This window comes from Bradyrhizobium ontarionense, assembly GCF_021088345.1.
Taxonomy (GTDB): domain Bacteria; phylum Pseudomonadota; class Alphaproteobacteria; order Rhizobiales; family Xanthobacteraceae; genus Bradyrhizobium; species Bradyrhizobium ontarionense.
On record NZ_CP088156.1, the window covers coordinates 108,297 to 127,324 of the forward strand.

The 19,028-nt window shown below is 67.6% G+C and carries 3 protein-coding genes (1 of these 3 only partly in view); all 3 read left to right on the forward strand.

What is annotated here, in order from left to right; genetic code table 11:
- Tightly spaced (each overlapping or abutting the next), the 3 genes in view from LQG66_RS00435 to LQG66_RS00445 form a layout consistent with a single transcriptional unit that may run on beyond the window.
- Positions 1-9,735: a non-ribosomal peptide synthetase gene (locus LQG66_RS00435; protein WP_231322173.1), complete on the forward strand. Its 9,735-nt coding sequence runs from the start codon at positions 1-3 to the stop codon at positions 9,733-9,735.
- Positions 9,735-16,319 carry a non-ribosomal peptide synthetase gene (locus tag LQG66_RS00440; RefSeq protein WP_231322176.1) on the forward strand — a complete coding sequence of 2,195 codons (6,585 nt, stop codon included), beginning with the start codon at positions 9,735-9,737 and terminating at the stop codon, positions 16,317-16,319. The genes LQG66_RS00435 and LQG66_RS00440 overlap by 1 nt, the downstream gene beginning before the upstream one ends.
- A protein-coding gene (locus LQG66_RS00445) for a non-ribosomal peptide synthase/polyketide synthase (protein ID WP_231322179.1) crosses the window boundary here: on the forward strand, positions 16,312-19,028 show its start. 13,702 nt of this gene lie beyond the right edge of the window; the window shows 2,717 of its 16,419 coding nt (coding positions 1-2,717); it begins with the start codon at positions 16,312-16,314; its stop codon lies beyond the right edge, outside the window. Before LQG66_RS00440 ends, LQG66_RS00445 begins: the two co-directional genes overlap by 8 nt.

Consider the following 19,028-nt stretch of genomic DNA (forward strand, 5'->3'; position numbering starts at 1 on the left):
ATGCGGACAGAAACTCTCGTCGAACGACTCCGCGAGCATGCAGCCCTGCGGGCCGATCATCCGGCGCTGCGCTTCATCGAAGGCGATGATGTGGTCGAACAACTGACCTTCGCCGAGCTGGATCGGCGCATTCGCGGACTGGCCGCTCATCTGCAGGAACTGGCGGGGGCGGGCGAACGTGCCGTCATCCTGCTGCCGAGCGGTCCCGACTATGCCGTGGCGTTCTACGCGTGCCTCTATGCCGGCGTCATCGCGGTGCCTGCCTATCCTCATGAGAGCGGCGAGCAGCGCTACACCCACCGCCTCACAGGTATCCTGCGCGATGCGGCGCCACGAATCATCCTCACGCAGGCGCGTCTTCGTGACAGCATCGCGGCCTCTCTCGGCGAGACCGCCGCGCATGTTCTCGCCGTCGACGCCTTGCCGGTCGATGCCGCGGCCGTCTGGCGTGAGACGGACCTGAAGGGCGATGCGATCGCGTTTCTTCAATATACGTCGGGTTCGACGTCGCAGCCGAAGGGGGTCTGCGTCAGCCACCGAAATCTGGTCGCCAACGAGATCGCGATCGAGGCGGCGATCGGCGGCACCAGGGATGATGTCTTCGTCAGCTGGCTGCCGCTCTACCACGACATGGGGCTGATGGGCGGATTGCTGAATCCGCTGTTCACGGGCTTTACGGCGGTGTTGATGTCGCCGCGCAATTTCCTCGAGCAGCCGCGGCGCTGGCTCGATGCGATCCATCGTCATGGCGGCACCAGCAGCGGCGGGCCGGATTTTGCGTTCGCGCTGTGCGCGGATCGCATCTCCGACGAAGCCATCGCACGCCTCGACCTGAGCCGATGGCGGTTCGCGTTCTCCGGCTCGGAGTTCGTCCGCCGCGCGACGCTCGACCGTTTTGCGGAGCGCTTCCGGCCGGCCGGCTTCGACTCTCGTGCGCTCACGCCGTGCTACGGCCTTGCCGAGGCAACCTTGCTGGTGACGGCGGGCGATCGCGACAAGCAAGCCGTCTGTCACACGCTCGATCCAGCCGCGCTCGCCGGCGGGCGCGTCGCTGACGCCGGCGAAGGCGCCGACCTGATGGCGTGCGGGACCGTGGCTGACGGCCACGCGGTGCGGATCATGCGACCGGATGCATCCTCCGAGGCCGCTGCGGACGAGGTCGGCGAGATCTGGGTCGCAGGTCCGAGTGTGGCGCCAGGCTATTGGAATAATCCACAGGCGACCGAGCAGACGTTCGTCGAGCGAGACGGCTCGCGCTGGTTGCGGACCGGTGATCTCGGCTTCGTCCGCGATGGCGTTCTGATCGTGACCGGCCGGCTCAAGGATCTGCTGATCGTTCGCGGCCAGAACATCTATCCGTTCGACCTGGAGCAGGCCGTGGAGACGGAGGTGGCCTCGGTTCGGAAAGGGCGGGTCGCGGCCTTTCCGGTCGAGATCGACGGCACCGAGGGCATCGGCGTCGCCGCGGAGTTCAGCAGGACAATGCTGCGACGAACCCCGCCTGATGTGCTGATCAAGGCCATCAGCGATGCGGTGATGGGGCAGACACAAGAATATCCGGCCGTCGTCGTGCTGCTCAACCCTCGGGGCATGCCGCTGACCACCAGCGGCAAGCTGCAGCGCTCGGCCTGCCGCGCCGGTTGGGCGCAGGGCACGCTCGACAGCTTCGTGGTGTTTGAACGGGCCCGCCAGGCGTTGGCGACCGATCCGTCGCCGGCCTCTGAGGTTACGACGGAGACCGAGCGCCGTCTCGCGCGACTCTGGCAGGACGTGCTGCGCGTCGCCACGGTGGGCCGTGACGACGATTTCTTCATGCTCGGCGGCAATTCGATCGCAGCCGCCCAGATTGCCGGAACGGTGCGTGACCTTTTTGGTGTCGAGCTCGATCTTCGCAACTTTTTCGACGCGCCTACGCTCGCTGTGTTGGCTGCCCATGTCGACGCGGCGAGCAACGGGGCCAAAGCATTGCCGCCGCTGCGGCCGGCAACATCCGGCGATCGCCAGCTGCTATCGCCGGCGCAGGAGCGGCTCTGGTTCCTCTGGAGCATGGACCCCGCCAGCACGGCCTACACGGTTGCCTGCGCCGTCGCGTTGGAGGGGCCCCTCGACCCGACGCTGCTGGTGCGGGCGCTGACCGATGTCGTCGCTCGCCACGAGCCGCTGCGCACCACGTTCGCTGCGCAGGACGGCCTCGCCATGCAGGTGATCCATGCGGGTTTGGACATCCCTGTCGCAGTGGAGGATTTCCGCCGGCATTCCCGCGACGATGGAGTGCTGCGGGTCGCGGAGCGTGCGCGAGGCGAACTGGTGAGGCCGTTCGACCTCGTCCATGGCCCGTTGCTGCGCGCCGTGCTGATGCAGCTCGCCGACGACCGGCACGAGCTGCTGCTGTCGGCGCATCACATCGTGGCCGATGGCCTCTCGCTCGACGTGCTGCTCGCCGAGATTTCGACGCTCTATGACAGGCTCCGGCGCGACGCAGCGACGCCTCCGCCGCCGCCGACCATCCAATATGCCGACTACGCGGCATGGCAGCGGACCTGGCTCGCGAGCCACGAGGCCGGGCGGCAGCTAGCCTATTGGCGCCGACGGCTCGGCGATACGCACGCGCCGATGGCACTGCCGTTCGACCGGCCGCGGCCGCCGGTGCCAAGCTATCGCGGCGACACGATCCATGTCGATATCGCGCCGGATCTGGCGCGCAAGCTGCGGGAGATCGCCAGGCAGCAGCGCGTCAGCCCGTTCATGCTGCTGCTCGCCGCCTATCAATTGCTGCTGTTTCGCTATTCCGGGCAATCGGACCTGCGCATCGGCGTGCCCGTCGCCGGCCGCCGACAGGCCGAGCTCGCATCGCTGATCGGCTGCTTCGTCAACACCCTGGTGCTGCGTGCCGACGTCACGGATGACATGAGCTTCGCTGACCTGCTCGAACAGGCGAAGGAAGAGGTCATCTCCGGACTTGCGCACCAGGATCTCCCGTTCGATCGTCTGGTCGATGCGCTGAATCCGGTACGCTCCGGCGGTCATAATCCGCTGTTCCAGGTCAAGTTCAACTACATGGCCGCGCCACGCGGCTTCACGGCGGCGGACGGTCTGCGCGGCAGCGCCCGCATCATCGACCTCGCAGGGTCGCATTTCGATCTCGCGCTCGACATCGTCGACGGCGCCGCGGGCATGACCGCGAGCCTCAACTACGCGACCGACCTGTTCGACGCGGCCACTGTCGAGCGTATCGGCATCCAGCTCATCGAGTTCCTGCAGCAGATCGCTGACGGCGTCGACCGGCCACTCGCCGATTTCGTCCTCGCGCGGGACGTCCGCCAGGTCGTGGCGGAGGAGGCGGCGCGCTTTGCCTCTACTGATATCCTCGGTCTGATCGGTGCTGCGTTCGCCGGCCGTGATGATCAGATCGCTCTGCGTCAGGGGCGGGCCGAAGTCAGTGTCGGCGAGCTCGAGCGGTGGTCGGATGGCGTCGCGAGGATGCTGGCTGCTGCCGGCGTCGGGCGTGAAACGCCGGTAGCGCTGTGGATCGAGCGGTCGCCGGACTTCGTCGCGGCGCTGCTCGGCGTGTTGAAGGCGGGGGGCGCCTATGTGCCGCTTGATCCGGCATGGCCGGTCGCGCGCGTGAATCGTATCCTCCGCGACGGCGGCATCGGCACGCTGATCGCGAGCGGCGACCGTCTGGCTGCAGCTGAAGCGCTGGATTGTCTGGTGCTCGACGCCGAGGGTTACGGCGACGGCGTGTTCGTTCCCGGTGCGGTCCATCCGGCGCAAACCGCCTACATCATCTATACGTCGGGCTCGACCGGCGCCCCCAAGGGCGTCGCGGTCTCGCACGGCGCGCTGGCAAACTACGTGCAGGCGCTGCTGTCGCGGCTGCAGCCGAGGGCGAGCGCTGGCATGGCGATGGTCTCGACCGTCGCGGCCGACCTCGGCCATACCGTGCTGTTCGGCGCGCTTGCGAGCGGCGCGACCTTGAACCTTCTGGCCGCTGACGCCGCGTTCGATGCGGATGCCTTCGCACAAGCAATGCGTGAAGGCGAGGTCGGCATCCTCAAGATCGTGCCGAGTCATCTGCGCGGTCTCCTGCGGGCACGGCGCTCGGCCGACATGCTGCCGCGCGAGGTGCTGATCCTCGGTGGCGAGCCTTGCGATCCCGGATTGATCGAAGAGGTCCGGCAGCTGCGGCCGCAATGCCGGATCATCAATCACTACGGGCCGACCGAGACGACGGTTGGTGTCTCGACGCATGAGTGGACGGAGGCCGCCGGCAGCGGCGTTGTCCCCGTCGGGCTGCCCTTGGCGAACCTGCGCGCCCATGTGCTCGATGACGCGTTGAACGTGGTGCCGCGCGGGGTCGCCGGCGAGCTCTATCTCGGCGGCGCCGGGCTGGCGCGTGGCTATCGCGGCGCTCCCGGCCAGACCGGCGAGCGCTTCGTCCCCGATCCGTTTGGGCCGGCGGGGGAGCGCCTCTACCGCACCGGCGACCGCGTGCGCTGCGATCAGGCGGGGCGGATCATTTTCCTGGGCCGGCGCGACGATCAGGTCAAGCTGCGCGGCTATCGCGTCGAGCCGGCCGAGGTTGCGCGCGTGATCACCTCGCTGGACGGCATCGCCGACGCAGCCGTCGTCGCGCGGGCGATCGACGCGGAGCAGGAGCGCCAGGAGCTGGTGGCCTATGTCGTCGTCGCGGCGGGTGCGGTGTCGCAGCCGGATGGGTTGCGTCAGCAACTCTCCGCACTGCTGCCGGACTACATGGTGCCGTCGCGCATCGTCATGCTCGACCGGCTGCCGCTGACGGCCAACGGCAAGCTCGACCGGACCGCACTTCCCCAGCCGGATGACGAGATCGTCGTCGCCTATGCCGCTCCCGCCGGAGAGGTGGAGCAGGCGATCGCCGCGGTATGGCGGGATGTGCTCGGCCGCGAGCAGATCGGCCGTGACGACAATTTCTTCGAGCTCGGCGGCGACTCCATTCTCAGCCTCCAGATCATCGCGCGGCTGCGCAAGCGCGGCCTGGTCCTGACGCCGAAGCAGATGTTCGCGCAGCAGACCATCGCGGCGCTGGCCGGCGTGGTCGCGATCAAGCCCGCTGCTGCCGCAACGCCGGCCGCAGTGCCGGAAAATACCGAAGCGACGTCCGGGATTGGAGCGCTGCTGCCGATTCAATTGCGTTTCTTCGCCGAGACGATCACCAACCGTGATCACTTCAACCAGTCGGTGCTGCTGGTCCCGCGGGACCGTCTCGAGTGGAGCGTGCTGCAGCGTGCGCTTGCCGCCGTCGTGACGCATCACGATGCGCTTCGCGTGGCATATCGTCAGGTCGGGGACGCATGGCAGGCGCTGCCGTCCGATCTGCCGGTATCGTCGGACTTGCTTTGGGTTCGCAGGGACGTCCGGCACGACGACATCGGCGCAAGCGCTTCAGCGGCCCAGGCGAGCCTGTCGCTGGCGTCGGGGGCTTTGCTGCGCGCGGTCGGCTTCGATCTCGTCGACGGCAGCCAACGCCTGCTGATCGCCATCCATCATCTCGCTGTCGACGGCGTGTCCTGGCGCATTCTGCTCGAAGAGATGGTCTTGGCCTACGAGCAGCTCGCCGGCGGAGCTGCGGCTGTTACCATGCCGCCGAAGAGCGAGACGCCGTCCTCCTGGGCGCAGCGGCTGAGCGCGCATGCGACGTCCGATCGGCTGGCTGCCGAGATGCCGTTCTGGCTGGCGTCGTCCGGCGGCAGTGATCTGCCATGCGATGACGACCATGGCGGCGTCGATGTCGAGGCGGAGGCCGAGGAGGTGGTGCTCAGCGTCGATGCCGAGCTGACCGAACGGCTGCTCGAGACCGCGCCCGTCGCCTACCGCACGCAAGTCAACGATCTGCTGCTCGCTGCGCTTTCGCGCGCGGTCTGGAGCTGGAGCGGACGCGAGAACGTCGCGATCGAGCTCGAGGGCCACGGCCGCGAAGATATCTTTCCCGAAGCTGACATCACGCGGACGGTGGGCTGGTTCACGAGTGCCTTCCCGGTTCGTCTCGACGGCGGCGCCGACGCCGACGCTGCGCTCATCAAGCGCGTCAAGGAGGCGCTGCGGGCCGTGCCGGACCACGGTCTTGGCTATGGCATCCTGCGTCATCTCGGTGCGTCAGAGCATCGTGAAGCCCTGTCGCAGGCGCCCAGCCCGCGGATCATCTTCAACTACCTCGGCCGTTTCGATGGGCATCTCGGCGCCAAGGCCGCGTACCGGATCGCGCCGGAGACTCCTGGTCCGATGCGGGCAGCCAGCACGCCGTTGCGGGCGTGGCTCACGATCAACGGCGAGGTGCGCGACGGGCAGCTCCACCTTGCCTTCCGCTACGGCCGACGGCGCTATCGACGCACGACGGTCGAGCGGTTCGCCGAGCTGTACGGGGCCGCGCTGCGCAGCCTGGTCGATCACTGCCTCGGCAGCGCGGGCTGCCTCACCCCATCGGATGTTCCGCTGTCCGAGCTCGATCAGGCTTCGCTCGACCGGCTCTGTGCGACGCTCGATTGCCGTACCGTCGAGGACATCTATCCGCTGTCGCCGATGCAGCAAGGCATGTTGTTTCATGCCATCCGTGACGGCGCTAACGACGCTTACGTCAACCAGCTCGCGGTCGAGCTGCGAGGCGTGACGCCGGCGCAGGTGCGCGACGCGTGGCAGGCGGCGAGCGCGCGGCAGGCGGTGCTGCGGACGGGCTTCGTCTGGCAGCCTCTGTCCGGAGCGGCGCAGCAGGTCGTCTACCGCCGGCTCGATGTTCCCGTTGTCGAGGAAGACTGGCGCAGCCGCGCCGCGCGGCGGGCTGACATCGATATCGATGCGGCGCTCGCCGAGGCTGCGCAGCACGAGCGCGCGCTCGGCTTCGACGTGACTCGGCCGCCGCTGCAGCGGCTGCGGCTGATCCGGCTCGATGATGACAGGCTCTGGCTGATCTGGACGCACCATCACATCGTGCTCGACGGCTGGAGCTCGGCCCGTCTGCTGGCCGATGTCCTGCAGCAGATCGTCGGAGGTGTGCCGGCGGTCGCGCAAGGCAGCTATCGCGACTACATCGCCTGGCTGCAGACGCGTGACCAGGCGGCGGCGGCCGACTTCTGGCGCCGGACGCTGCACGGCGTCGACGAGCCGACGCGTCTGGCAGACGCCTTGCGCGCGAGCGGCGCGATCGCGGTGACGACGGGCCACGGCCGGCTGACCCAGCTGCTGGACGCCGATCTCACCGCGCGTCTGCGCCGGTTCGCGACGCAGCAGCGGATCACGATGAACACGCTGCTGCAGGGCGCCTGGGCCCAGCTGCTGCGGCAGTACACCGGGCAGGACACCGTCTGCTTCGGAGTCACGGTCTCGGGGCGTCCGGCCGAGCTGACCGGCGCCGAGGAGATGGTCGGGCTGTTCATCAACACGCTGCCCTTGATTGACGGACCGCATCCGGAGGCCGAGATCGGCGACTGGCTGCGTGCCCTGCAGGCGCGGAACGTATCCGCGCGCGACTATGAGTGGATGCCGCTACACGAGATCCAGCGTCTCGCAGGCGAGGGCGGCCAGTCGCTGTTCGACAGCATCATGGTGTTCGAGAACTATCCGATCGATCAGGCGCTGACGGATCAGAAGGGGGAGGGGCCGCAGATCGGCAAGGTCGAGCATGTGACGCCGACCAACTATCCGATCGCGGTCGCCGCGTTCGATGGGGCCGAGGGTCTGCGGCTGGACTTCAACTATGATCGCGCACAACTGGACGAGGGCGCGGTGCGGCTGGTGAGCGTGGCCATGCGGGACTGGCTGGCGCAGATCTCGGCCGATGCTGCGCGTTCGACCGGTTGCCTCCAGACGGTCAGCGGCGAGGCGCTCACGCGTGTCCTGCGTTGGAGCAGAGGCGCCACCGGCGAAACGACGTCAGCGCGATCGTTGAACGGCGAGGCGCCGGGCATCGTTGCGCAGATCGAGACGCAGGCGGCGCGGTCCCCGAACGCGATCGCGATCGTCAGCGGTGACAGCCAGGTGAGCTATGGCGAGCTGAATGCGCGGGCGAACCGGCTGGCGCGGCGGCTCAAGGAGTGCGGGATCGGCGCCGACGTCGTGGTCGGCCTCGCGCTGGAGCGCGTGCCGACGATGATGGTAGCGCTGCTCGCCGTGCTGAAGGCGGGCGGGGCCTATCTGCCGCTCGATCCGGACTATCCTGCCGAGCGGCTCGCCCACATGCTGCGCGACAGTGGCGCCAGGCTGCTGCTGACACAAGCGGCGTTGCACGCTCGGTTCGCGCCGCCGCTGGCTGAGACCGGTGCCGAAGCCTGGCTGCTCGATGGCAATACGCGGGAAGAGATCGACGACACCGGCAATCCCGACGTCTCCGTTGATCCGGAGAGCCTTGCCTACGTGATCTATACCTCAGGCTCGACCGGGCTGCCGAAGGGCGTGATGGTACGCCACGGGGCGCTGACGAATTTCCTGGCGACGATGGCCGAGCAGCCGGGAATTGCGTCCGATGATCGCGTGCTCGGACTGACCTCGCTGTCGTTCGACATCGCGGTGCTCGAGCTCTGGCTGCCCCTGACGCACGGCGCCTGCGTCGTGCTGGCCGATCGTGCCTCGGCGCATGATCCGGCCAAGCTGAAGGCGCTCGTCGCCCGGCACGGCGTGACCATGATCCAGGCGACGCCATCGAGCTGGCGCATGCTGCTCGATCACGAGGGACCGGAGCCATGGCTGCCCTGGGGCTGTAGCGTGCTGAGTGGTGGCGAGGCGCTGCCGCCGGATCTGGCGCGACGGCTGGTGGAGCTGGGGAGCGACGTGTGGAACCTGTATGGGCCGACCGAGACCACGGTGTGGTCGGCGCGTCATCGGCTCGATGCCGAGCATCCGATTCCGGTGCTCGGCGGCCCGATCGGCAACACCACGCTTCTTGTGCTCGACGCCAATCTCAACCTCGCTCCGGTCGGCGTGGCCGGAGAGCTCTTCATCGGCGGCGAGGGGCTGGCGCGCGGCTATTGGAATCGAGCCGGTCTGAGCGCAGAGCGGTTCATTCCGGATCCGTTCGGCGCCGCCGGAGCGCGGCTCTACAGGACCGGTGATCTGGCGCGCTGGCGCGCCGATGGCGTGCTCGACTATGTCGGTCGCGCCGATCATCAGGTGAAGATCCGTGGCCATCGGATCGAGCTCGGCGAGATCGAGGCGCGGCTGCGGGAGCAGCACGGGGTGCGGGAGAGCGTCGTGGTGGCGCAGGAGCTTGGCGGAGGCCGGCAGCTCGTCGGCTATGTCAGCGGCGAGGATACGCTCGATGGCTCCAGATTGCGTACGACGCTCACAGCGTTGCTGCCGGACTACATGGTGCCGGCACACGTCGTGGTGATGCCGCGGCTGCCGCTGACACCGAACGGCAAGATCGACCGCCGCAAGCTGCCGCCGCCATCGCGAGGCGAGACGGCGCGGCACGATCATGCGGATCCCGTCGGGGAAATCGAGATCACGTTGGCTCGCATCTGGATGGAGCTGCTCGGCGTCGACCGGGTCAGCCGCAGCGATCGCTTCTTCGAGCTCGGCGGCCACTCTCTGCTGGCCATACGACTGATGAGCCGCGTCTCGCAGCAGTTCGGCGTTTCGGTGCAGATGTCCGAGCTGTTCGCCCATCCAGAATTGTCAGAGTTCGCCCGCATTGTCTCGATCAACCTGATCGAGGAACAATTCGAGGAGCGTGAGCTCCAGGAGCTGATCGAGGCAGAGGTGTGATGCGTAGACAGTCAACCAAGCCGAGCCTGCGGGATCTCGATCCTGATGCGTTGCAGCGGCTGGCGCTGGCCGCCAGAGAGCGCGGCCGCAGCGCCGGCAAGCGCGAAGCCGACACGATCCCGGTCGTCGATCGTGAGAGCAAGCTGCCGCTGTCCTTCGCGCAGCAGCAGCTGTGGCTGCTGGCCCAGCTCGATGGCAGCAGCACAAATTATCACATCGACGCGGTGCTGCGCGTCCAGGGGCGGCTCGACATCGCCGCATGGCGCCGCAGTCTCGATCGCCTGTTCGCGCGCCATGAGGCGCTGCGGACGGTTTTCGTCGTCGAGCAGGGTGAGCCGCACGTGCGGCTGCTGCCGCCCGACACGCCGCTGCCGCTGGAGATTCATGATCTTCGCGGTTTGCCGGATGGCGCACGACGGCTGCGCGACCTGCTCGACGCGTGCAGGCGTGTGCCGTTCGATCTCACCACCGGCCCCTTGATCCGCAGCAGCCTGATCCGGCTCGATGAAGACGAGCACGTCGTCCTGCTCAGCCTGCACCACATCGTCTTCGACGGATGGTCGATGGGCGTCATCGTGCGCGAGCTCTCCGCGCTGTATGGCGCGTTCGTCACCGGCAAAGGCGATCCTCTGGCGCCGCTGGCGATCCAATATCCGGACTATGCGGCGTGGCAGCGCCGATCGTTGACGGAAGAGCGACTGCAACGGCAGCTCGCTCATTGGACGGCTGTGCTGGCTGATGCACCGCCGTTGTTGACACTGCCGACCGACCGGCCGCGGTCTGCGCCGCGATCCATTGCCGGCGCCGCGGTGCCGGTCGAGATCGACGTCGACCTGTCGGCCGAGATCAGGCGGCTGGGCCTGGCGCTCGGCGCCACACCGTTCGTCATCGTGTTGTCGGCCTGGGCCATCGTGCTGTCGCGGCTTGCGGGGCAGCATGATGTCGTCGTCGGCACGCCGACGGCAAATCGCACCCGTCCGGAGGTCGAGGGGCTGATCGGCTTCTTCGTGAACATGCTGGCGCTACGCCTCGACGGCTCCGAAGCGCCGAGCATGGCCGAACTCATCGGCCGCGTGAAGACGGCGGTGCTCGCGGCGCAGGACCACCAGGACCTCCCGTTCGAACACCTGGTCGAAGTGCTGCAACCGCCGCGCCAGCCGGAATATACGCCGATCTTCCAGGTCGTGTTCGCCTGGCAGAGCAATGATCTCAGCGCATTCGAGCTTCCCGGCCTGGCGGTCGAGCGCCTTTCGACCGAACAGCGTACGGTGAAGTACGACCTCGAACTCGATCTGAGCGAAAGCGGCGGTCGCATTTCCGGCAAGCTGAATTATGCGACGGCGCTGTTCGACGAGAGATCGATTGAGCGCAACCGCGCGTACCTGCTGGCCGCGCTACGGGCCATGGTCGCCGACAGCGATCAGCCGGTGCATCGGATCGACCTGCTGTCAGCCGAGGAGCGTGCGTTGCTCCTGGACACCTGGAATCGTACGCAGTCGTCCTACCCGTCCGACCGCTGCATCCGGGAGCTGGTTGCCGAGCAGGCGCGCCGGCGTCCCTCCGCGGTGGCGCTCGTCCATGATGACGTTCAACTGACCTATCGCGAGCTCGAGTCGGCCGCCAATCGGCTTGCGCATCACCTCGTTGCGCGCGGTGCGGGCCCGGATCGCCTGGTGGCGATCTGCCAGCACCGTGGCATCGACGCGATCGTCAGCGTGCTCGCGGTCCTCAGGGCAGGGGCGGCCTATCTGCCGCTCGATCCGGCCTATCCGCCACAGCGGCTGCGCGAGATCGTGGCTGACGCCGATCCGATCCTGCTGCTGTGTGACGAGGAGGGGGCGAACACGCTCGGGGCCGTGACGTGCCCCGTCGTCGATGTGAGGCGCGATGCCTCAGTGTGGGCAGCACTGGCGGACGACCCGCCGGACGTCGTTGCCCGTGGCTTGACGTCCCGCCATCTCGCCTACGTCATCTACACCTCGGGCTCCACCGGCAAGCCGAAGGGCGTGATGATCGAGCATCGCGGGCTGGTCAATCTGGCGCTGGCGCAGATCACCCTGTTCGATGTCGGCCCGCACAGCCGGGTCGTGCAATTCGCGTCCTTCAGCTTCGATGCCAGCGTGTGGGATATCGTCATGGCGCTGTGTTCCGGCGCTGAATTGCATCTGCCGGGAAATCGCGAGCACCGCGACGCGTCGGAGCTCCTGAACTATCTGTCCGGACACCGCATCACGCATGCGACGCTGCCACCCGCAATGCTGCAGGGGCGGTCGGATCTGGCACGCCTCGCCGGTCTGGAGGTGCTCGTTCTCGCCGGTGAACTGCCGAGGACAGAGCTGATCCAGGCCTTGCCGCAGAGCCTCACGGTCTTCAACGCCTACGGTCCCACGGAAGCGACGGTCTGCGCGACCGCATGGCGCCGTCCGCCAGGCTTCGCCGGCGGCATTGTGCCCATCGGTCGTCCGATCGCCAACGCACGCATCTATCTGCTCGATGCCGAAGGCCTGCCTGTGCCGCGCGGCGCGGCCGGCGAGATCTGGATCGGTGGGGCAGGGGTCGCCCGCGGCTATCTCAATTGCCCCGATCTGTCGGCGGAGCGTTTTGCTGCCGATCCCTTTGGCCTGAGCGATGATGCACGGATGTATCGGACCGGCGATCTCGGCCGCTATCTGGCCGACGGCGATATCGAATTTCTCGGCCGCAACGATCATCAGGTCAAGATCCGTGGTTTCCGCATCGAGCTCGGCGAGATCGAGTTTCGCCTGAACGGGCATGCCGGCGTGCGAGATTCCGCGGTACTGGCGCGGCGCGACGGGCCCGGTGATGTCAGACTCGTCGCCTATGTGGTGACCTCGGATGTTGCAGGCGACGCCGGAGAATGGACCGCGCAATTGCGGGCCGATCTGCAGGCCTGCCTGCCGGACTACATGGTGCCGTCAGCGATCGTGCGCGTCGATGCGCTTCCGTTGACGCCGAACGGCAAGGTCGACCGGCGCGCGCTGCCCGCGCCGGATGACCAGGCGTTCTCGCATCGTGCTTATGTCCCTCCGCAGGGAGGGATGGAGCACACGCTCGCAGGACTCTGGAGCGAGCTGCTCGGCATCGATCGGGTCGGACGCAACGATCATTTCTTCGAGCTCGGCGGCCATTCGCTTCTGGTCGTCCGCCTACTCGACCGCTTGAAGCGCCATGCATTGTCGGCGGACGCACATACGATATTCGCCAGGCCGGTGCTGCGCGATCTCGCCGCGAGCCTGCGGCATGACCAGGCGACAGCGATCCCCGCGAACGCGATCACGTCGCAGACGTCGACGATCACGCCTGAGATGCTGCCGCTGATCGCGCTGACCCAGCCCGAGATCGATCGCGTGGTCGGGCAGGTGCCGGGCGGCATCGCCAACGTCCAGGACATCTACGCGCTGTCGCCGCTGCAGGAGGGCATCCTGTTCCATCATCTTCTGGCGACCGAGGGGGATCCGTACGTGCTGGTGGCGCAGATGGCGTTTCCCGGCCGCGATCTGCTGGACCGCTATCTCGCTGCCGTGCAGGAGGTGATCGACCGGCACGACGTCCTGCGTACGTCGTTCGTCTGGGACGGCTTGTCTTCTCCGGCACAGGTTGTCTGGCGACGCGCGCAGCTGAGCGTGACCGAGGTCGAACTCGACGGTGACGCGCCGGCGCATCTGCAACTCGCCCGGCGCTTCGACCCGAGATCCTGCCGTCTCGATCTTGCGCAGGCGCCGTTGCTGCGGTTTACCGTGGCGAGCGATCCCCAAACTGATCGCGTCCTGGTGCTGGTCCTGCTGCACCATCTGATCGGCGATCATTCGACCTTGCAGGCCATGCATCGGGAGGTGGAGACCATCCTGTCCGGGCGTCGGCATGTCCTGTCGACGCCGGTGCCATTCCGCAATCTCGTGGCCCAGACCCGCGATGCCGCCGGTCACGACGCACGGCAGCGCTTTTTCCGCGACATGCTGTCCGACATCGACGCGCCGACCGCGCCGTTCGGGTTGATGGAGGTACGGAGCGACGGTGATCGCGTATCCGAGGCGAAGCTCCCACTGACGTCGGCACTCGATATGCGGCTCCGGGCGCAGGCGCGACGGCTCGGCGTGAGCCTGGCCAGTCTCTGCCACGTCGCCTGGGGGCAGGTGCTGGCGCGCAGCAGCGGACGCGAGCTAGTGGTGTTCGGCACGGTGCTGTTCGGCCGCATGCAGGCCGGCACCGAGATCGATCGCAGCCTGGGCCTGTTCATCAACACGCTGCCGTTGCGCCTCGATCTCGACGGCACCTCCGTCGAAGACAGCGTGCGCGCAGCACACGCGCGCCTCGCAGGGCTGATGAGGCATGAGCATGCCTCCTTGGCGATGGCGCAACGCTGCAGCGGTGTCGCGCCGCCGACGCCCTTGTTCTCGGCGATCCTGAACTTTCGCCACGGTCAGAGACACGAGCAGCCGGCTGAGGCGACGCTCGCCGACCCCCTGCAGGGCATCGAATGGCTCGGCGCGGATGAGCGCACCAACTATCCGCTGATGCTGGCCGTGGATGACGACGGCGACGGGCTTCGGCTGACCGTCCAGGTCGCGGCCCCGGTCGCGCCGGATCGGATCTGCGCCATGATGCAGCAGGCTCTGGATCAACTGGCGTCCGCCCTGGAATCGGCGCCGCACATGCCGGTGCGTCAGCTCGACGTCGTTCCGGCGGATGATCGCGCGCGGCTGCTCAATACCTGGAACGCGACGGCCGTGAGCTATGCCGATACGCTGTGCGTGCACCGGCAGTTCGAGGCGCATGTGGCGCGCGCGCCCGATGCAATTGCGCTGACGCATGGTGAGGAGACGATCAGCTACGGCGCGCTGAATGCGCGGGCGAACCGGCTGGCGCGGCGGCTGAGGCAGGGCGGTGTCGGCCCCGACGTCGTGGTCGGACTGGCGCTGGAGCGTGGCGTGACGATGATGGTGGCGCTGCTTGCGGTGCTGAAGGCGGGTGGAGCCTATCTGCCGCTCGATCCGGACTATCCCGCCGAGCGGCTCGCTTACATGTTGAGCGACAGCGGCGCGAAGCTGCTGCTGACGCAGGAGACGCTGCACGAGCGTTTTGTAGCTGTGCTGGAACGTAGCGGCGCTGAGGCCTGGCTGCTCGATACGACGCCGGGAGGAGCCATCGGGCATGCCGGCAATCTCGACATCGCCGTCGATCCGGAGAACCTCGCCTACGTCATCTACACCTCCGGCTCGACTGGGCTGCCGAAGGGCGTGATGGTGCGCCATGGCGCGGTGACGAACTTCCTGGCGACGATGGCGGAGCAGCCGGGCATTGTTCGTGAGGATCGCGTGCTCGGGCTGACCTCGCTGTCGTTCGACATCGCGGTGCTGGAGCTGTGGCTGCCGCTGACCCACGGCGCACGCGTGGTGCTGGCCGATCGCGCCGCGGCACATGATCCGGCCAGGCTGAAGGCGCTCGTGGCCCGGCATGGCGTGACCATGATCCAGGCGACGCCGTCAAGCTGGCGCATGCTGCTCGATCACGAGGGGAGGGACGCGTGGCTGCCGAACGGGTGCCGCGTGCTGAGTGGCGGCGAAGCGCTGGCGCCTGATCTGGCGCTGCGGCTGACCGCGTTGAGCCGCGAGGTCTGGAATCTGTATGGGCCGACCGAGACCACGGTATGGTCGGCCCGCTATCGGCTCGATGCTGAGCATCCTTCGCCGATGCTCGGTGGTCCGATCGGCAACACCACGCTGTACGTGCTCGACGATGATCTCAACCTCGCGCCGGTCGGCGTGGCCGGGGAGCTGTTCATCGGCGGCGAAGGGCTGGCCCGCGGCTATTGGAATCGTGCTGGGCTGAGCGCGGAGCGCTCCATTCCGGATCCGTTCGGCAACTCCGGTGCGCGGCTGTATCGTACGGGCGACCTTGCGCGCTGGCGGTCCGATGGCGTGCTCGACCATGTCGGCCGTGCCGATCATCAGGTGAAGATCCGCGGCCATCGCATCGAGCTCGGCGAGATCGAGGCGCGGCTGCGGGCACAGCCTGGCGTGCGCGACAGCGTCGTGGTGGCGCAGGAGCTGGGCGGCAGCCGGCAACTGGTCGGCTACGTCAGCGGCGATGAGGCGCTCGATGGCGCGGACTTGCGCACGGCGCTCGTGTCGGTGCTGCCGGACTACATGGTGCCGTCGCGGGTGATGGTGCTGCCAAAACTGCCGCTGACCCCGAACGGCAAGGTCGACCGCAAGGCGCTGCCGTTGCCCGATGCGCGCCCGACCGAGACGCAACGCGTCGCGCCGCGCAACCCGACCGAGGCCGCGCTGGCCGCGATCTGGGCCGAGCTGCTGCACCATCCGGATGTCGGCGTCACCGACAATTTCTTCGAGCTCGGCGGCGATTCCCTGGTCGCGGTCCAACTCGTCGGCCGCATCAAGCGCGATCTCGCGCGCGATCTGCCGCTGAAGCGGCTGTTCGAGCTGACGACGGTCGAGATGATGGCGTCGGCGCTGGCTGAGGATCCGCCCGAGAACCGGCGCAGCGACGACATCGCCGCCATGTTCGATGCGCTCAGGGAAGTCGAGCTCGCCAATGAATGATCAGTCCGGACTTCAGACCCAGCAGCTCAGCGAGATTGCGCGGCGATTGACGCGTCTCGATGCCGAGAAGCAGCGCGCCTTCCTGGCGCAACTGGCCGCGAAGGGCATCGACCTGTCGATCCTGCCGATCGCGCGTCAGAATCTGCAGCGGGCGCCGCTGTCGTTTGCCCAGGCCCGTCTCTGGTTTCTGTGGCGGATGGATCCGGGTAGTTCCGCCTACAACATGCCGGTTGCGATCCGCCTGCGCGGCCGGCTCGATGTCGGCGCACTGCAGCGGGCGATCAACGAGCTGGTCGTGCGTCATGCTGCGCTTCGCACCGTGTTCCGGCAGGAGGGGGGCGAGCCGGAGCAGATCGTGTGCCCGCCGATCTCAGTCGAACTGCGCCGCATCGATCTCGATGGCCCTGACCGCGAGCAGCAGGCACGCCAATTGTTGCGCGAACAGGCCGCAATGCCGTTCGATCTCGAAGCCGGCCCGCTGCTGCGCGCGGCTCTGCTGATGCTCGGCGAGCAGGATCACATTCTCGCAGTGACACTGCATCATATCGTGGCCGACGGCTGGTCGATGCAGGTGCTGACCGACGAGTTCTGGCGGCTCTATCGTGCCGACGTCCGAGGCGAGGCCGCGTCGCTACCCGCCCAGGAGATCGACTATGCTGATTTCGCTGCCTGGCAGCGACTGTGGATCGGCGCCGTGGAAGGGGAGCGGCAACTCCGCTACTGGACCGGCCGCCTGCAGGACACGGCGATGCTGCAGCTGCCGTTCGATCGTGCCCGCTCGGCTCAGGCCGACCCGTCCGGCGACGGCGTGCGCCTTTTGCTCGGTGGCAGGCTGTCCGACAGCCTGCGCGATCTGGCGCGGCGGCACGAGACCACGCTGTTCGTCATTCTGCTCGCGGCGCTGAACCTGCTGCTCTATCGTTATAGCGGCCAGCACGATATCAGCATCGGCGTTCCGCTCGCCAATCGCGATCGATCGGAAACGCGACGGCTGATCGGCCTGCTCGTCAATACGCAGGTGCTGCGCTCGAAGATCGACAGCCGTTGGACCATGGCGGACCTCATCAACTCGCTGCGTGAGACGTCGCTCGAGGCCCAGGACAACCAGGATCTGCCGCTCGAGCGGTTGCTGGACGTGCTGCAGCCGCAGCGCAGCCTGAGCCAGAACCCGCTGTTCCAGGTGCTCTACAATCACCAGCGCCGGCGTGAGCTTGCACAGGCGCCGGGCGCTGCCGAGTTGCAGATCGAGACGCTCGCCGCCGAGATCGATACGGTCAAGTTCGACCTTGCTGTCGACACCGAGGAAGCGCCATCGGGAGACATCTCGGCGCTGTTTTCGTTTGCCACCGCGCTGTTCGACCGGACCACGATCGAGCGCGTTGCCGCGCATTGGTGCGCTATTCTGGAGGCCATGGTCGCGGATCCGTCGCGCCGGATCGCATCGCTCGATCTGCTGTCCGTCCAGCAACGCGACGATGTCAGACAATGGAACGCCGTCGCCCGTGCGTCCGAGTCGTTCCTGCCGGTGCATCGGAGGTTCGCCCAACACGCCCGGGAAACGCCGGACGCACCGGCGCTGATCTTCGGCGCCGAGACGATCAGCTATGAGTTCCTCGATCGCCGCGCCAGCCGGATCGCGCGGCAGCTGATTGCGCTCGGTGTTCGTCCCGGCGCGCTCATCGGCATCTCGATGCAGCGTTCGCCCGATCTTGTTGCCGCGTTCATCGCCGTGCTGAAGGCCGGCGCGGCCTATCTGCCGCTCGACCCCGACCATCCGCCGGCGCGGCAGTCAGCTACGATCCGCGATGCCGGCGCGTGCGTCGTGCTGGTCGAAGCCGCCGGCGCGATGCAGTTGCCGTCCATGCCGGGTGTGAGTGTCGTGGATCTCGGCCTCATGCCATCTCAAGGCGTGGAGACCGATCCTGCGGTCGAGGTCCATCCGCAGAGCCCAGCTTACGTGATCTACACCTCCGGCTCGACCGGCCTGCCGAAGGGCGTTGCCGTCGCCCACGGGCCGTTCGCAATGCATTGCGATGCCACCGCCGAGCTCTATGAGATGGGCCGGCAGTCGCGCGAACTGCACTTCCTTTCCTTCACCTTCGATGGCGCGCATGAGCGGCTGTGGACCGCGCTGAGTTGCGGCGCCGCGCTGGTGATGCGCGACGCCGACCTCTGGTCGGCCGAGCAGACTCTCGACGTCATGCGTTCGCAGCGGGTCACGAATGCCGGCTTCCCGCCGGCCTATCTGCAACAGCTCGCCGACTTCGCCGCGTGGCGCGGCAATCCGCCGCCCGTATCGCTGTATTCGTTTGGCGGAGAGGCGATGCCGAAGGCGGGCTTCGACAAGGTCAGGCACGCGCTACGACCACGCAAGCTGATCAATGGCTACGGTCCGACGGAAACTGTGGTCACTCCGCTGGTCTGGAAGGTCGAGGCCGATGCCGAGATCGCGTGTGCCTATGCGCCGATCGGCCGTCCCGTCGGCCGCCGCTCGGCTTTCGTTCTCGACGGCGATCTCAACATCGTGCCGGTCGGGGTCACCGGCGAGCTGCATATCGGCGGCGACGGACTCGCGACCGGCTATTGGCAGCGGCCGGCCCTGACGGCGGAGCGGTTCATCCCGGATCCGTTCGGCGAGCCGGGTGCCCGCCTGTACCGCAGCGGCGATCTGGCACGCTGGCGCGCCGACGGGGTGATCGACTATGTCGG

Coding starts and splice junctions, on each gene's coding strand:
- LQG66_RS00435 (WP_231322173.1), top strand. CDS start 1: ATGCGGACAGAAACTCTCGTCGAACGACTCCGCGAGCATGCAGCCCTG.
- LQG66_RS00440 (WP_231322176.1), top strand. CDS start 9,735: ATGCGTAGACAGTCAACCAAGCCGAGCCTGCGGGATCTCGATCCTGAT.